Origin of the sequence: Vibrio albus, from assembly GCF_003144035.1 — a bacterium.
In the GTDB taxonomy this organism is placed as follows: Bacteria; Pseudomonadota; Gammaproteobacteria; order Enterobacterales; family Vibrionaceae; genus Vibrio; species Vibrio albus.
This window is the reverse complement of record NZ_QFWT01000005.1, coordinates 38,331-55,995: the sequence shown is the minus strand read 5'-3', so window position 1 is coordinate 55,995 and position 17,665 is coordinate 38,331. Positions and strand designations below refer to the sequence as shown.

The following is a 17,665-nucleotide window of genomic DNA, read 5'->3' as shown; positions in this document are numbered from 1 at the left end:
ACGCCCCGCTCTTTGGCCAGAGCGGGGCGAAGAAGGCTGTCTGTCATACAACCGTGATTAGCTGTTGCTTTCATGTGACTGGTAATGGTAATCCAGATTCACAGTAGCGCGATACTGGATATTACCGCGAGACTCAGCGAATTGATAAAAACTTTCCACCATTGAGAGTGGTTGAGAGATACCGCAGAAATAACAGGTAATTGTTTGATTTAAAGGGTTATTTACAGAGTTCTAAATCGATCTAAAAACCTAAAAACCCTTATTTTCCCATTATTCTACCCTCAGCTAATCCTATGACTTTTCAGAACAATTCCTCTGAACCCTATAAAAAAGTAGGATTTAGATCAGATTTGTATTTTTATTACAACAGAAACATTGACACAGGTCACAGTTTGAACAATACTGTGACTGTTAGCACATAATGACACCATAAAACAAAACAAGGAGATCAAACTATGGCTTCTATTCTTTCATCAGAAATTTCAGCACCTCGTTCAACACTAAGCAGCTCTGTTGTAACAACAGTAAAAGACGTGGCTGGTGTTCTGGCTTTGTTCGCATGCGCAGCACTACCAACGTTTCTGCTTGCACTGACCTGGGTATAATCCCCCGGTTACGGCTTAGGCACAGGTAATGCCTTTTTGCTTCGATGACAAAAATGTCACGATCCAAAAAGGACAGCCCACTGACTGTCCTTTTATGATTCTCGCACTGATTTTAGATCAAATCACTTCTCGCCAATGCCCATCAAAACAGAGCGAGGGCCTTCTTCTGTTTCGATTTCAAACGGAACCGATACTGCCACATTCTCAAACCCGGCACCTCGCAGAACTTTGTCAACCAGTTGTTGACTCAGGCCGCCTTCCTTTCCATCTTCAGCAAGATAATCCCAGTGTACGAATAACCCCTCTTCTTCCAGTAAAGAGTGGACAATAACAGCCGCTTCCTGAAAATTATCCAGATAACCGCACACCGCACATGCAACAACGCAATCGAACTGACCACGAAATGCCGGATGCTGAGCAACCAGACCGCGAGACAGATGATCAACGACCGGCTCGACATTCTCGAGATATTTTTTATCCAGTTCTTCAATCATCGCTTCCGACTTATCCAGAGCGACTATATCTTTTGCCAGTGGAGAGAGCTTTTGACTTAACAGCCCTGTACCGCATCCGAAGTCAAAAAAGCGCTTACGCTTAATATCAATCAACTGCTGCAATTCAGCAAATGCCAACTCGGTATAGAGTGCGACACCCGTATCCTTTTCCCACTCTGTTGCACATTTATCCCAATCGCGTACCATCTGGCCTCCGTAAAATCCTCATACACGCTTGCCGAACCATAATAATTGTGAAACCTTACAATAAGATATCGACCACATTAACGTCAGATTAAACCAAATCAGCTCAAGCTTCACCTTAATTTCATTCGCTTTTCTAATAAAGTTCACGACTTTTCTGTTTAGTTGGTTGTTACTTAACCCATTTAGACCGAATTTATTCTTTCGCTTTAAAGTGTTCTGCTAATGATACCCGCCTACGCCGGGCCGGACCAGCACTGTCATCCTGTGGTATCGTGTGCTCGTATCCTTTTTTAACAAAAAGAGCGGAGTGGCCTTCGCCAGCAACACGTCTTAATTTTTCGTCAAATTCACCGAATAACTGATATTCATACTGAGTGTCCCCAAACCAGAACGCCACAACATCACCATCGAACCTGATGCTCGTCGCGACATAGCGACTATTAATCATCACCCCTTGTTCGCTGATAATAAACATATCAACATCGTATTCAGGAGCCGATGTTTCAATCCACTCCCCATATACGCGCTGTGGATCGATATATTCCTGATAACTCATATAAGCAACGCGGCCCACGCCCAAAGAAAACAATAGCACCAGCATCAGCCAGATATACATTCCCCAGGCAATAGGCCGTTTTTCCTGCTCATCACTATTTGAGCGGGCTACAGTCTGATTCTGCTTCGTCTGATTACGCAAAGCTTCCTGTTTACGTCGCTTTGCGGCTTCACGTAACTTCTCTGCTCTGCTCTTACGTAACAGCTCCTGAGCCATAAACCCCTCAGCAGGTGGTCAAATATTCTTCTATTCTACTGCCTGCTAAATAAGATAGATAGTCTTAATTCTGTTCCAGGTGCTTAACCGAAATACCTTCACTATCAAATAGGTGCAGTTTTTCCGGTGCCGCTTTCAGGCTAACCTCTTCTCCTTTATGTAAATCAATAATTCCTGGAATCTTGGCAATAATCGGTTCTTTATGGTGAGGAGCATCAATGTGTAATAAGGTGACTTCGCCCAGAGATTCGACAAACATCACTTCACCGCTCACGAACGCCTCATCCTTCTCCGCCAGTTGGAAATCTTCCGGCCGGACACCTAACTGCATGTTCTGCCCTTTAAGGGCATCCGGACAAGCAAATGGAAATTCCGTTGTCACTCCTGACTCGAATTTCAGTTGGCCTGAACTACCACTCTCAACAAGCTCAGTATCCAGAATATTCATTGCCGGTGAGCCTATAAAGCGGGCAACAAACACATTGGCCGGATTGGTATACAGCTCAAGAGGTGTACCTACCTGCTCTATTTTCCCTGCGGATAGCACGACGATCCGGTCCGCCAGCGTCATAGCTTCCACCTGATCATGAGTCACATAGATCATGGTGGTTTCTTTCATTTTCTCTTTTAAATTAGCAATTTCAATACGAGTCTGTACCCGAAGAGCGGCGTCAAGGTTAGACAAAGGCTCATCAAACAGAAAGACTTTAGGGTTGCGTACAATCGCACGGCCAATCGCCACACGCTGACGCTGACCACCAGACAGTGCTTTTGGTAAACGTCCGAGATACGGTGTCAATTGCAACATTTCAGCCGCCTTTGTTACCCGCTCGTGGATCTCATCCTTTGACGCTTTAGCAATACGCATAGCAAAAGCCATGTTGTCATACACTGTCATATGCGGGTATAACGCATAAGTCTGGAACACCATAGCAATACCGCGCATGGCAGCCGGTGTATCATTAACTCTGGCACTCTCTATATATAAGTCACCACCGGTAATATCTTCCAGCCCGGCGATCATCCTCAGCAAAGTCGATTTACCGCACCCTGACGGCCCTACAAAGACAATAAACTCGCCGATATCAATATCCAGATCGATACCGTGAATTACCTTGGTTTCACCGTAGGCTTTTTTAATATTTGTCAGTTTTAAACCATTCATCGAATTCATCTCTCAACCTATTATTTCACCGAGCCAGCCAACAGACCACGAACCAGGTAGCGCTGCAGACTAAAGAACACTGTTAACGGAACCGCAATTGAAACGAATGCTGATGCGGTCAGAATTTCCCAGTTACCACCACGTGAGCCCAGCAGCTCTCTCAATCGCCCGGTCAGTACCAGTTCATTTTCGCCATTCCCCAGGAATACAGTCGCGACCAGCAGGTCATTCCATACCCATAAGAACTGGAAGATGGCAAAGGATGCCAGTGCCGGGAACGACAGCGGTAATACGATACGAACAAAGATTTCAAAATCGTTTGCTCCGTCCACTTTAGCCGATTCAATAATTTCTTTCGGCAATCCCGATATATAGTTGCGCAACAGATAGATAGCCAATGGCAAACCGAACCCCGTGTGCGCCAGCCAGATGCCAAGGTAGGTTTTCGCTCCCACCCCAAAGAAAGCCCCGATGTCGTTATACAAACGCAGCAACGGAATCAGTGACATCTGCAAAGGAACCACTAACAGCCCAACCACCACAGCAATCAGCAGCGAGCGACCGGGCATACGCATCCAGGAAAGTGCATAGGCGGCAAAGGCTGCGATCAATATAGGAATGATCGTCGCAGGAATGGTCACTGTTAGCGAGTTAATAAAGGACTGTCCGATACCTTCGGCAGTTAACACCTCGACATAGTTGTCCAGGCCAAACTTAGGCGGCACTTCTGCGGTATAGAAAATACGCTTACCTCGCGAACCCGTAAATGGCTCCGGAGAGGTCATTGTATACTGCCCGTCAGTAGTGACCGTCAGGGTTCCCCCTTTTCTCATCGGAGCAACCTCACCCGCCGTATACGCCGCAGGATCTCTTGATGACCAGCCAAACTGAGCGACATGCAACGGTTCACCATCCTCTGAAAGATTGCCCTGCAATATGTACACACCATCTTTCTCAATCTGAGTGTCCGGATCTTCAGTACGCCCGATCAGATTTTGTTCGGAAGCCGAAAGCGATGTCCACCAACCCGTAATAGCCAGTTGAGACTTATCCCGGAATGAGGAAATAAGCAAACCAGCGGTCGGCATCGTCCAGAGAATCACTATCAGCAGTACTGATATATGCACCAGAATGGTCAGCGGTGAACGACGTAATTTACTCATGGAGAATTTTGCATCTGACATTTAGCGTCCCTCCATCTGAGCATTTGCCTGACGAATGTTCCAAACCATCACAGGAATAACAGCCACCATAATAACCACAGCAATCGCAGCCCCTCGGCCAAAGTCACCGCCCCCGCGGAACATCCAGTCAAACATCATGTTCGCCAGTACCTGAGAGTTCCACTGACCGTTTGTCATTGCCAATACAATATCGAAGACTTTTAGCACAGTAATTGTGATTGTGGTCCATACCACGGCAATGGTCCCCCAGATCTGTGGAATTAAGATCTTAAAGAAGATCTGAATACCGTTAGCGCCATCCAGTACGGCTGCTTCAACGGTTTCCTCGGGTATACCCCTGAGTGCTGCAGAAAGAATCACCATCGCAAAGCCCGTCTGAATCCAGATCAGAATGATCATCAGAAAGAAATTGTTCCAGAAAGGAATCGTGATCCAGGCATGCGGAGATCCACCGAAAAACTCTACTATCGCGTTTAGCAGCCCTATCTGTTCGACCCCTTCAGCCCGGTAGTCATAGATGAATTTCCAGATAATGGACGCACCAATGAAAGAAATCGCCATCGGCATAAATACAAGGCTTTTCGCAATGTTGCCCCAGCTCACTTTATCGGTCATAGCCGCAATAACCAGACCAAAGAATGTCGAGGCAGCAGGTACCACTAACAGCCATAGCAGGTTATTAAACAGTGACTCCCTGAACTCTGTATCTTGGACAAGCCAGATATAGTTGCTCAGCCCAACAAAGTTCTCTCCGCTTCTGTCGTGCAACGATAATGCGACAGATTCAAATACCGGATAAACAAGATATAAGCCCAAAAAGCTCAAGGCCGGGCCTAAAAATAGCCAGGGCCGGATTGCAGCTGCACGGCGAATATTTCGGGCCATCTGTTCGTTGGAAACACCTCTGATAGGAAAAACCAGCTTTAATAGCCAGTTGGTCCCAAAAAAGTAGGCAACGCACCCGAGAACACCAACAACTACAACAAAAATCGAGGAGTATAATTGTCCCATAACAAATTAACCTCACTACCTTTATTGTTCTCTGAATAGGATTAAAGGGGCGCATAAGCCCCTTTATCAACAACACACTATTATTTCAGTGCATCCCAAGTTTTTTGGATATTATCACCAACTTCCTGAGCTGATTTACCGCCACTGTAGTCCACCATGCCTGTCCAGAAAGCACCGGCACCGATTTTACCCGGCATCAGGTCTGAACCATCAAAGCGGAATGTAGTTGCGCCCAGAAGGATCTGACCTTGCTTCTTCAGAGAATCATTCGCATATGCATCCAAGTTAGCTTCTTTGTATGGAGTCAGGAAGCCTGACTGAGCCATCCACACTTCATGTGCAATTGGCAATTGCAGGAACTTCATGAACTCACGAGCACCTTTGGAATCGTTCGTAATGCTCCACATGGTTCCCGCGCCCAGAACCGGTTTACCCAAATCTTTCGATTCATAAGCAGGGAAGTAGAAGAAGTCAGCATCCTGTCCCAGTTTTGTTCCTTCAGGGAAGAAGCTTGGGATAAACGAAGCCTGGCGGTGCATAAAGCATTTAGCCGGAGAGCTGAACAAACCTTTAGGACTGTCACGGAAATCGGTTGCTGCTACCGCGCTGGATCCACCATCGACATAATCATCATTACCGATAAACCAGCCGAATTCTTTAATCGCATTGACAACCTTAGGATCATTAAACTTCAGTTCGTTCGTTACCCACTTGTCGTAGTCTTGTGGAGACTGAGTTCTCAGCATCATGTCTTCCACCCAGTCCGTTGCAGGCCAGCCTGTCGCCGCGCCACTGCCCAGACCAATACACCATGGAGTCTGACCATCATCGACCATTTGTTGTGTCAATGCTTTCAACTCTTCCATCGTTTTTGGCACTTCATAACCGAAATCTTCGAAGTTTTCAGGCGAATACCAAACCAGAGATTTCAAATCCACTTTGTAGAAGAAACCATACAGTTCTTTATTACCTTTTTTGTTCGCAAACGTTCCCAAGTCAACCCACGAAGAACCGGCTGCATAGCTATTCTTCACCCACTCTTTTGTGTCATCACTCAGAGGGCTCAAGAAGCCTTTAGAGGCAAGGTCTGCAGCCAAACCAGGCTGTGGGAAAATGGCAATATTTGGCGCACTGCCTGCTTGTACATCGATGACTATCTGTTGCTCAAATGAATCCGAGCCAGCGTACTGAACATCCGCTCCGGTAGCCTCTTCAAAATAAGCAATAACACTCTCTATTAACGCTTTGTCAGGACCAAGCCAAGGGCCGCTGATTTTTATAACTTCTCCTTTTAAATCAACCTTTTTCAGATATTCATAACTAGGCCAATTAAAACGATTATCTTCGCCGGGCTTAAATTTCAGCTCAGCGGCGGCAGCAGAGGAAGATAGGATAGCAAGAGCAACTGCGCTAGTAAGTAGGGAAGTCTTCATTGTCTGGAACTCCATGTATTCAGTTACTTTAAGTAGGGTTATTATTTCAATTAATTATATATTTAGCCCGCATCGTCAGCGTGCTCTATATAACCTAGTTCCCCAGACGTGATTTGTTTAAGGAAACGTTCTCAATTTATGCAGTGGATCAACAAATTGGGCTAAATATTCTATTTTTTGTGAAATCTGATCCTATAGTGTGTAATCAGGTTACGTTTTAACGTCAGGAGTCAGTCAATGAGTACCGAAAAATTAGCGCCACACTGGTGGCATAATGCTGTGGTTTATCAGATTTACCCTCGTAGCTTTAATGATTCCAATGGTGACGGTATTGGAGATATACCGGGAATCATCGAAAAGTTGGATTATATCAATAAGTTAGGAGCCAATGTTATCTGGTTGAGCCCGGTCTATAAATCCCCTATGGATGACAATGGCTACGACATTTCTGACTACTGCGAAATTGCGCCTGAATTTGGCACTATGGCTGATATGGAGAGACTCATTACCGAAGCCGACAAGCGTGGCATAAAAATCGTCATGGATTTGGTCGTGAATCATACTTCAGATGAGCACCCCTGGTTTATAGAGTCGAAAAGCAGCAAAGATAACCCTAAACGTGACTGGTATATCTGGAAAGATCCCAAAGAAGACGGCAGTGAACCCAATAACTGGGAATCATTTTTTACCCCGAAAGCCTGGGAATGGGATGAAAATACCGGTCAGTACTACCTCCACCTGTTCAGTTCCAAACAACCGGATCTCAACTGGGCGAACCCTGAAGTCCGGGAAGCTGTTTACGATATGATGCATTTCTGGTTGAAAAAGGGACTGGGTGGTTTCCGGATGGATGTGATCAACATGATTGGCAAGCCATCCGATTTTCCCGATGCCACCATTTTTGACTCAGGTGTGGCCGGATGGGAACACTGGGCCAATAATTTGCTCTGTCACCAGTATCTGAGAGAAATGCATGAAAAGGTACTCTCTCACTACGATGTGCTGACAGTCGGGGAAACTCCGTTTACCACCACGCTGGATGGCCGTTACTACTCCAACCCGGCTCGCAATGAAGTCAGTATGATTTTCCATTTCGAACACATGAGCATTGACCGTGAAGAGCATAATGCGGTTCGTAAGCCATTTGATCTGGTGGAATTCAAAGCCATCATGTCTAAATGGCAGGATGATCTGTACCAGAAGGGCTGGAACAGTCTGTACTGGAATAATCATGATCAGCCAAGAGCGGTATCCCGCTATGGCGATGACAAGGAATACCGGATTATCAGCGCCAAAATGCTAGGAACCGCGCTGCACATGATGAGTGGTACTCCCTATATCTATCAGGGTGAAGAACTCGGCATGACCAATAAGCATTTTACCGATATCAGTGAATTTAACGACCTGATGGCGAAATTTCACTACAAAAAGATGCTGGAACGCGGTTTAACGCCACAAAAAGCAATAGAGTTTCTGAACTACTTTTCCAGGGATCACGCCAGAGTACCGGTACAATGGAGTAACGAAGCCAATGCCGGTTTTACCAGCGGAACACCATGGCTGGCCGTCAATAACAACTACATGCAGATTAATGCAGAACAGGCCACTAACGACTCAGACTCCGTATTCCACCACTACCGGCAGTTGATCGAATTGCGTCAGGGAGACGAATATGGTGATGTTATTGTGTATGGTAAACACCAGTTGCTGGATCCGGAAGATGCAGATGTCTATGCTTATTTGCGATCATATAATGGTAAAATGCTGCTAATTGTCGCTAATTTCAGCAAAAAGTCGCAGACGAGAGATTACGACTTTTCTCTGAAAAAAGTGGTACTGAATAACTACGACGATGAAGTAAGCAGCTTGTCTGCTTTATCACTCAGACCCTACCAGGCAACCATTTTTGAAGTGGAATAAACGGAAGTAACATTAAGCTCAAAACAAAACAAGCGGCCTCTTTGATAGAGGTCGCCTGCCAATATGGTCTATATCAACACTCAGACAATAGCCTTATACAAACGAAATCGTATTTTTTGTTTCAGCTTTACCGTTATACAAAGCCTTGTCCGCCAGTGAAACCAGCTGTTCGATATCAACCTCTTCTGAGATCTGCTGATTATAGTGCACACCTATCGTTACCGTCAGATGCTCTGAAATTGGGGAGTTTGGATTGGGTATCCTCGCTTCGTGAACAGCGCGACGGAACCCCAATAAACGTTCTTCGACTTTTAAAAGCTCTTCACCGAACATAACGATAAAAAACTCATCGCCTCCATAACGGAAGCAATACCCTTCCGGCTGGAAATAGTGGCGAATTAATGCTCCAAGTTTGATCAGAGCTCTGTCACCTTCAAGATGCCCGAAATAGTCATTCAGTAATTTAAAATAGTCCAGATCGACCATAACCGTTGCAATACTTTGTCCGGTCTCTTGTGCTCGTCTCAGAACAGGCGGCAACAATTCTTCCAGTGCAAAACGATTATAGATACAGGTAAGGTGATCATGCTGAGAAATCCGCTTCAGCTCTTTTTTCTGTTTATTCAATTCACCAAGGGTTTTGTGGTGCTGAGTAATACACCGTGCATTCCAAATCACAAAGTCTTCGTCTGAAGCGAAGCTGACGGGGGTCAGAAAGCCTTCGTATGTTCTCTCTCCTGCCGGACCTGGATGGCCTCTGAACAATTCGACGTCCTGCACCGGAATAGTATATTCATAATGAAAGGTTTGCTGGGCCTGAAGTACCCACTGAATTTTTGCCAGGAAATCATTGGCCAGCTCAGGGGCAAAAACATCAAACACATTCTTCCCGACCAACAATTGCGGGTTATGATAGCGCTTAGTATCCCGGCCACCAAAAACCTGAATATACGTTCCGTCTCTGTCGAATAAAAAAGAAGGTTCCGGCATGGTATCCAGTAAGCGTTCATACGCCTCCGGAAACTCAAACGGACTGACTATTCCTGAATCGAACTTTTCAGCAGTTGCATCCATCAATGTTATGTCCCTAGCCAACATGCGAATCAAGCTAAATAACGTTCTTTATGACGTCTGAGTTATCTTGATATTGTCTATTTTAAAAATAGTGTGTCTTGCAAAGATAAAAACGTTCTACTGCCCCCGCAATAGAACAATCTACCATCACTTATGATCTTTAGTACGAAAAATAGCAGGCTGTACAAAATCTTTCCAGTAAATACTCTATATTATTTATTACTAATTTGAGCCAATTTTGAAAATTTTGAGCTGTACACCATTTTCTTGAGTTGCAAATGAAAGTGAGATTCGCATCACTTTTTTTCAATCCCCTATCACCGACAGTGATTTAAATCGTTAAACCGAACAGGTAATATTGTCAGGCATTCAGATAAAACGATTACCCCTCTTTGATATAGATGAGCAAAAACGCAGTGGAAGCCGTAAATAATCGCGCAGCATCAGTAGCCCCAGCCAAAGGTACTGATACTGTTGTCAACAGCACAGACGCTATTGATATGATTTCTCATGGTAGTGAACTCACTATCAACATCACAACACCGGTTGGTATCAAATATATGGGAAAAACCAAATTTATTGGCTCCCATTCAGACCAACTGCTCTTACTGGAAATCCCAGAAATCTCCGAAGAAGATCAACAGTTCTTTTTTCAGGAAGGGTTCTGGATCAATATACGAGCAATCTCCCAGCGAGGCGAAGGCGCAATTATTCAGTTCCGGAGTCAGATTTTACACATCATAGAGCATCCCTTACCTATGGTGATGGTCTCCATACCCGGGGTAATGAACGTCCACCAGTTACGGAAAGAACCAAGATACGACGTGAATCTTCAGGCCCGGGCCTATGTTGATGGTAAAAAATTAGAATGTGAGATCCGCGATTTATCCCGGGGTGGGTGCCGTTTTATCACTAACCCTCTGGCCAGGAACTTTGATGTCGGTGACAAAATTGCCATTGAAGTGATTACCGGAAGAAATTCCAATATTCAGCTACCTCCGCTAAAGGGCCATGTATGTAATCTGCAAAGCTCCATGCATTACGCCAAGTATGGAATGCAGTTTGATGACATTGGCACAGCAAACGTAAAAACCTTATTAGGCCATCTGAAGTTTAACGGAACTAAGCTAAGCTTGAAACTTTGAGCCAAATAGAAAATAAAAGGCGCTGATGCGCCTTTTTACATTTACATTGTAAATTTCTGCATAACATTACTTACGTAATGCATTCAGCTTCGCTTGGGCAATACCAAAAATAGTGTCGATAGGATAGCTTCCCTCTTCACTCACCTCACCGGCAGGTTTACCCATAAACAGTTCAATCGCCTCCGTTACATGCTCAATCGCCCAGATATGGAATTCTTCTTTTTCTATCGCCTGACATATGTCTTTACGCAGCATCAGATTACGCACATTTGCCCGGGGAATGATCACACCTTGTTCAGGATGACGACCTTTAATCGCACAAACATCAAAAAAGCCCTCAATTTTTTCATTCACACCGCCTATCGGCTGTGCCTCACCAAACTGATTCATTGACCCGGTAATCGCAATATACTGTCGGTTTGGTTGTTTTGAGAATGCTGAAACAACCGCACAAAGCTCAGCCATACTGGCACTGTCTCCTTCCACACCACCATAAGACTGCTCAAACGTAATATTCGTTGTCAGAGGAATTTTGGCCGTTTTGCCAAAGACTGATGCAATATAAGAAGAAAGAATCAGCACACCTTTGGAGTGAATATTACCGCCAAGATCAACATTACGTTCAATATCAATCACCTCACCTTCACCATAAGACGTAACGGCTGTAATGCGGTTTGGCGCACCAAACATATGGTCACTGGTACTCAGAACTGACAGAGCATTCACCTGTCCAACGGCTTCCCCATCGGTTCTGATGAGTGTTGTCCCCGTCAGGAAGCTTTCCATGACAGTATCCTGCAAACGACTCACCCGTGACTCCTGATTTTTCAGCGCCTGATCAACATGGCTGTACCGAATCAAATTTGAGCGGGCACTTTTCGCTACATAGTTGGATTCACGCAACAGATTCGCGATATGAGCCGAGTGCAACGACAACTTTTTCTGATCACCCGCGCACCGGGAACTGTGTTCTATTATCCGGGCTATCGCTTTTTTGTCACAATGTAGCATACCGTTATCATGCACAATACTGGAGATAAACTGAGCGTACTGCAGCTCAGATTCTTCGGTGCGTTCCATCTCGTCTTCAAAGTCGGCCGTTACCCGGAAGAGTTCTTTAAATTCAGGGTCATAATGCTGCAACAGCTGATAAGTACGGTAATCGCCAAACAGGATAATTTTCACGTCCAGAGGAATAGGTTCCGGCTCAAGAGAAACAGTACCGGTTAACGTCACTTCTCTTTCCAGCGACGTCAGGCTCAACTGCCGTGAGCGAAGCGCCCGTTTCAGCCCATCCCACACATAAGGCTGCTCAAGTACCTTGATCGCATCCATCAACAGCACCCCGCCATTGGCTTTGTGCAAAGCGCCAGAGCGGATCAGCGAGAAATCGGTAAACACCGTGCCTTTGAACGTCGCGGTTTCGGTGTACCCAAACAGAGAATGGTAGTTGGGGCTCTCCTCTACAATAATCGGATAGTTATCAGAGGCCTGACTGACCAGGACGTTAATTTTGTACCGACGGGGAAGCTTTTTATCCAAAGAGGCCGCGGCAATTTCGCCCTGCTCACTTCCCTCTTCGAGAAAAATTTCGACATTCTCGACAATGTCTTTTTGCAGTTCAGTCAGGTACTTTTTAATCTCATTATGGTCGGAATAAGCTTTCTTTAACTCTCTAATAAAATGCGAAATGACATCCAGAGTCACTTCCTCATTTAGCTTCTGGATCTTCTCTGTGTATTCTTCTTCCCAGCTTGTTAACTGACGAACCATAGTACGCAGAGTTACCTCCAGCTCATCAATGGTTTGTCCGAACCGGTCCTGTTCCTCCTGAGGCAGCGCATCAAAGGTCTCTTCCGTATGCAGCTCTTTCCCGTTCATCGCGACAAACTGATATTCACCCTGATTGGTTACCGTCAGGCTAATGCCTTTTTCTTTTGCTTCCTGGGTAATCTCCGCCAGCTCTGACTGTTGTTTCTGAGTCAGTTGCCCTTTCAGTTTTTCCGCCCGGCTAAAATACATTTCGTTGTCAAACGCGAGTGGAATGGCCTTAACCAGCTTGACCATGAGTTTTTCGATATCCTGCCGGAACGGATTTGCAATGCCCGCCGGTAACTTAAGCACTTTAGGGGTACGAATATCTTCGAAATTAGCGACATAACACCAGTCATATAACAAGTCAGCTTCATGTTGATGCCGGTTAAGGTAACGCAGAATCATAGTCCGTTTGCCCAGTCCGTTATGTCCTATTGCATAAATGTTATATCCCTTTTCACGAATAGACATGGCAAACTCAACGGCTTTTTGTGCTCGCTCCTGACCGACTATCTCATCAATAGGTGGCAGTTCCTTTGTCGACTTGCACGGAAGCTGATCAAGCTCTGCTACATGATACAGCTCAGATGGTTTTAGCGGAGTTATAGACATATCACCTCCCGAATGATCAATAAAATCCATTTGTTATTGTTCAGTGTAGACGTAATTGTGTTACTAGTTAGTGACTTAGCACTCTGTTTAAGAGTGAATGGTTATAATTCAGGCAACAACAGTCAGGGTTCAGATTTGCTACTACGTTTTATATCTTTACTGCGCTATGCTTGAAGCAGCATATTATTTTGTCGGCATACATCAGGAGAAATGAATGAGCAGTCAAAAAGCCACTATTCTGGTTGTCGATGACACCCCCGAAAATATCGATGTGCTCAGTGGGATCTTAAAGCCACTTTACCGGATAAAAGCAGCCTTAAACGGGAAAATTGCACTGAAAATTGCTAAAGAAACTCCCAAACCTGATCTGATTTTACTAGATGTGATGATGCCGGAAATCGACGGTTACGAGGTCTGCCGTCAGTTAAAACGTAACCCCGAGACCAGCAAAATCCCGGTTATTTTTATAACGGCCAAATCAGAAATAAAAGACGAAGAGCTAGGATTTTCTCTCGGAGCCTGCGACTATATTACCAAGCCGGTCAGCCCGCCTATTGTCTCTGCCCGGGTCAGAACCCATCTGAATCTGTACGATCAGTCCCGCCATTTGGAAAAACTGGTGCAACTGAGAACCGCCGAATTAAACAATACCCGTCTGGAAATCATCCATCGATTGGGGCGCGCTGCCGAATATAAAGACAACGAGACAGGTATGCATGTCATCCGCATGAGCCTGTACGCCGGGCTCCTTGCCCGGAAGACCAGCAGTGACGAAGACTGGTGTGAACTTCTGACTACCGTTGCCCCCATGCATGATGTGGGGAAAATCGGTGTTCCGGATCAAATCCTCTTGAAACCGGAAAAACTGAATAATAATGAATGGATCATCATGCAGAAACATCCTGTATTCGGTGCAGAAATCATCGGTGATCATGCATCTCCTTTACTCCAACTGGCAAAAGAAGTTGCCTTGTATCATCACGAAAAATGGGACGGTTCCGGTTATCCAAATGGCATCGCCGGTGATGCGATCCCTCTGTCAGCCCGTATTGTTGCAATTGCTGATGTCTTTGATGCATTGACCAGTCAGCGTCCGTACAAAGACGCATGGTCTATAGAGAAATCTATTGAGTATATTCAGCGTCAGTCCGGGAAACATTTTGACCCGGCTCTGGTTCCTTTATTTCTCGAATGCATGCCAAACATTGAAGCGATAAGACAGAAATATCAGGATGACATGAGCACATACCCTAACGAATAATAAACCGGGTCAGAATAACGATGAGAATAACGGAAGACATTTTCAAACGGGGGCAGTACCTGACCGGGCTGATCACACTGTTTGTACTGATTTTTTTCCTTGGTACCACCTACTGGTCCGGAAAATATTTCAAAACGGTAGACAGATACATTACTGTCAATAAACTCGTCTACCTGCTTGATTCTGCCAAAATGTTTCGCAGTGTCTATATTCGTGACAGTAATGATGAAGACGCTCAGAAAGCTCAGCAGGCAATCAGTGATATTCAGTCACTTCTTGAAGGGCTGAAGCATGACTTAATTCTGACGCCTCAGCATAACCTGATGAAATTCACACATAGCTTTGAACAGTACGAAAATGACTTTGACGCACTGATCCAGTTGAAAAAACAGCGAAAGGCATTAGAACATGCCCTGGCTTATACAAAAGGGAACGGCGGAACCATCTCATCAGAACTGGATACGGTCGATCTCAAGCTGTCATCGCTCACTGGAAAAATACAAAATTCAGGGCAACTCATTGGCGAACTGTTGCGTGAATACGGAGATGAATGTTACAGCGAAATGACCACCTACAATACGGCAGCCAGTTACCTGTTCTTTGCCGCCGTTTTTTTCTGCGTCATTATGCTGCTGTTAATCAGCAATATCCGCAAAGCCCAGGCCGGTATGAAAAGGCTGGCCGTGAGCCTGGAAGAGGCGCGTGAACAGGCCGACTGTGCCAACCAGGCCAAATCGGATTTTATCGCCAATATGAGCCATGAAATCCGAACGCCAATGAACGCCATAATAGGAATGAGCTACCTGGCTTTGCAGACAAAACTGGCTCCCAGACAACGTAGCCAGATAGAAAAACTCAATCAGAGTGCCGAGTCCCTGTTAAATATCATCAATGACCTGCTTGATTTTTCAAAAATCGAGGCCGGTCGTCTGGAGCTCGAATCCGTCGAATTCCGGCTGGAAGAAGTTCTGGATAGCCTTGCCCGGATGATCGTTCTGAGAGCAGAGGAGAAATCGATAGAATTTAACTTTGATATTCCCCCGGATCTGCCGACATTTCTGATTGGCGATCCTCTTCGATTGGGGCAAATACTCATCAACCTTGCCAACAATGCCGTTAAATTCACCCCTCAGGAGGGGGAGATCACCATCAAAATAGAGGCTCCGGAACAAGCATTATCCCAAGATGATGTCATCCTTCTTTTCTCAGTAAAAGATACAGGGATAGGAATGTCACAGGATCAGCAGGATGCTCTGTTTCAGCCCTTCACCCAGGCAGACTCATCGACTACCCGAAAATATGGAGGTACCGGGCTGGGGCTGACCATCAGCAGAAGGCTGACTGAAATGATGAGAGGCAAAATATGGTGTAAAAGCCAGCCAGGAAAAGGGAGCACATTTTTCTTTACCGTCCGGGTACAAAAGCAGCCACAGCAATCCCGGCTACCACAAGTCATCTCTGAGCAAGTTGGCCATCTTAACGTCTTAGTCACTGACGATAATGAGACGACAAGGGGTATTATCAGCAATATGCTCAGGCACTTTGGTTTTTCTGTCACAGAGAAAAACAGTGGACGGGAAGCCATTGAAACTCTCGAAAACAGGGCGAATCACCGTGATAATGATTTCGATATAGTCGTTATCGACTGGGATATGCCAGTCATGGATGGTATTGAAACCATCCAGAAAATCAAAGAAAACCCATCCATTCAGAATCCTCCAGCCATTATCCTGACCACTGCCTACAGCAAAGATGGCCTGATTGAGCTGGCCGCAGACATGGGGATCGCAGGCACATTAACGAAACCGGCCACGCCATCCGGCCTTCTCGATTCTGTTCTGACCGCTCTGGGCAAAGAGGCCATCTCACCAAGCCGCAGAAAAGAGAAAAGCGAGAGTACCAGTCAGGCAAGGGACAAGCTTCGCGGAGCCTCTGTTCTTCTGGTTGAAGATAATGAAATCAACCAGGATTTGTCGATGGAAATCCTTAATGAAGCCGATATCCGGGTAACCCTGGCTGAAAATGGTCAAGAGGCGATAGATAAACTCAACAAAACCCACTTTGACGGTGTGCTGATGGATTGTCAGATGCCGGTGATGGACGGTTACACGGCAACCCGGCTGATCAGGCAGGATTCCCGCTTTTCTGACTTGCCGATTATTGCCATGACCGCCAATGCCATGACGGGAGACCGGGAAAAAGTTCTGGATGCAGGGATGAACGACCATATAGCCAAACCAGTGGACATAGAAGAGATGTTCATCACCATGGCGCAGTGGATAACCCCGTCAGAACAACCAGAGCAAGCCAGCACGGAGCCATTAACAGAAACCGTCACAGAGGTTGATGACACACTGACATCACTTACGACGATTGATACCGAAACCGGTCTGAAACGCACTCAAGGCAATGTCAAACTGTACCTGAAATTACTCGGCCATTTTTATACTCAAAACCGGGATTTTAACCGGCACTTCTCCTCATTGCTCAACACCGAGAAAGGAAAAGCAGAGCGCTTAGCGCATACATTGAAAGGCACCGCCGGTACATTGGGTATTGATGCCGTTCAGACAGCGGCCCGGGCTCTGGAAGTGGCTTGCTCAGAAAATAACGATGTGCAGAAGCCTCTCGAACTGGTCGAAAAAGCATTGCATCCGGTAATGAATGAACTGGAAACCTGTTTACGCAGGCAGGAGCCGGATGCTGCCCTATCCGGCGTATCAGGAACCGGTGACGTGCCGGACAAAGAACAACTCAGGCCTTTGCTCTACAAGCTGGATACGTTGATTCATGATTATGACACCGAGGCGGTTATTATCATCGAAGAAATCACACCCAAACTCACAGGAACGAGACTGCAGGCAGAGGCAGAGAAAATCCGCAAATGTGTAGAGGGTTACGACTTTGAGGGCGCTCAGCAAGAGCTGCAAACTCTCATGGATAAGCTCGGTATTTTTGAGCATTAAG

Annotated in this window: 14 protein-coding genes; 5 read left to right on the top strand and 9 right to left on the bottom strand. The window is 45.7% G+C overall.

Features of this window, described 5'->3' with window-relative positions; genetic code table 11:
• Positions 1-57: 57 nt before the first annotated feature.
• Entirely contained in the window at positions 58-162 is a 105-nt protein-coding gene (locus DI392_RS20075) for a DUF3316 domain-containing protein (RefSeq protein ID WP_483887669.1), read from the bottom strand.
• Between the two features lie 293 nt (positions 163-455).
• Between DI392_RS20075 and DI392_RS19600 the strand changes: the two genes are divergently transcribed.
• Positions 456-605: a hypothetical protein gene (locus tag DI392_RS19600; protein ID WP_181388401.1), complete on the top strand. Its 150-nt coding sequence runs from the start codon at positions 456-458 to the stop codon at positions 603-605.
• Positions 606-727: 122 nt separating this feature from the next.
• On the opposite strand, the gene DI392_RS10215 is transcribed toward DI392_RS19600, so the two are convergent.
• From DI392_RS10215 to DI392_RS10190, 6 genes are all read right to left on the bottom strand, one after another.
• On the bottom strand, positions 728-1,306 hold the full coding sequence (locus DI392_RS10215) for a class I SAM-dependent DNA methyltransferase (RefSeq protein ID WP_109319813.1): 579 nt from the start codon (positions 1,304-1,306) through the stop codon (positions 728-730).
• A 193-nt stretch (positions 1,307-1,499) separates the two neighbouring features.
• Positions 1,500-2,078 (bottom strand): DUF2850 domain-containing protein, encoded by a 579-nt coding sequence (locus DI392_RS10210; protein ID WP_109319812.1) that lies wholly within the window; start codon positions 2,076-2,078, stop codon positions 1,500-1,502.
• A gap of 64 nt (positions 2,079-2,142) precedes the next feature.
• On the bottom strand, positions 2,143-3,243 hold the full coding sequence (locus DI392_RS10205) for an ABC transporter ATP-binding protein (RefSeq protein WP_109319811.1): 1,101 nt from the start codon (positions 3,241-3,243) through the stop codon (positions 2,143-2,145).
• Between the two features lie 20 nt (positions 3,244-3,263).
• Positions 3,264-4,427, bottom strand: coding sequence for a carbohydrate ABC transporter permease (locus DI392_RS10200; protein ID WP_219930898.1), 1,164 nt, complete (start codon positions 4,425-4,427; stop codon positions 3,264-3,266).
• Positions 4,428-5,438, bottom strand: coding sequence for a carbohydrate ABC transporter permease (locus tag DI392_RS10195; protein WP_109319810.1), 1,011 nt, complete (start codon positions 5,436-5,438; stop codon positions 4,428-4,430).
• A gap of 80 nt (positions 5,439-5,518) precedes the next feature.
• The gene (locus DI392_RS10190) at positions 5,519-6,871 is read right to left on the bottom strand and encodes an ABC transporter substrate-binding protein (protein WP_109319809.1); all 1,353 of its coding nucleotides are present in this window, start codon (positions 6,869-6,871) and stop codon (positions 5,519-5,521) included.
• A 237-nt stretch (positions 6,872-7,108) separates the two neighbouring features.
• On the opposite strand from DI392_RS10190, the gene DI392_RS10185 reads away from it, so the two are divergent.
• Positions 7,109-8,791 carry a glycoside hydrolase family 13 protein gene (locus DI392_RS10185; protein ID WP_109319808.1) on the top strand — a complete coding sequence of 561 codons (1,683 nt, stop codon included), beginning with the start codon at positions 7,109-7,111 and terminating at the stop codon, positions 8,789-8,791.
• A gap of 93 nt (positions 8,792-8,884) precedes the next feature.
• Here the strand turns inward: DI392_RS10185 and DI392_RS10180 are convergent, their stop codons facing one another.
• Complete coding sequence (locus tag DI392_RS10180) at positions 8,885-9,865, bottom strand: sensor domain-containing diguanylate cyclase (protein ID WP_181388400.1); 981 nt, start codon at positions 9,863-9,865, stop codon at positions 8,885-8,887.
• A 401-nt stretch (positions 9,866-10,266) separates the two neighbouring features.
• Between DI392_RS10180 and DI392_RS10175 the strand changes: the two genes are divergently transcribed.
• Complete coding sequence (locus DI392_RS10175; protein WP_109319806.1) at positions 10,267-11,010, top strand: flagellar brake protein; 744 nt, start codon at positions 10,267-10,269, stop codon at positions 11,008-11,010.
• 66 nt (positions 11,011-11,076) lie between these two features.
• On the opposite strand, the gene DI392_RS10170 is transcribed toward DI392_RS10175, so the two are convergent.
• On the bottom strand, positions 11,077-13,437 hold the full coding sequence (locus tag DI392_RS10170) for a Lon protease family protein (RefSeq protein ID WP_109320043.1): 2,361 nt from the start codon (positions 13,435-13,437) through the stop codon (positions 11,077-11,079).
• Between the two features lie 214 nt (positions 13,438-13,651).
• On the opposite strand from DI392_RS10170, the gene DI392_RS10165 reads away from it, so the two are divergent.
• Positions 13,652-14,698: a response regulator gene (locus DI392_RS10165; RefSeq protein WP_109319805.1), complete on the top strand. Its 1,047-nt coding sequence runs from the start codon at positions 13,652-13,654 to the stop codon at positions 14,696-14,698.
• Between the two features lie 20 nt (positions 14,699-14,718).
• Entirely contained in the window at positions 14,719-17,664 is a 2,946-nt protein-coding gene (locus DI392_RS10160; protein ID WP_109319804.1) for a response regulator, read from the top strand.
• Position 17,665 lies beyond the last annotated feature (1 nt).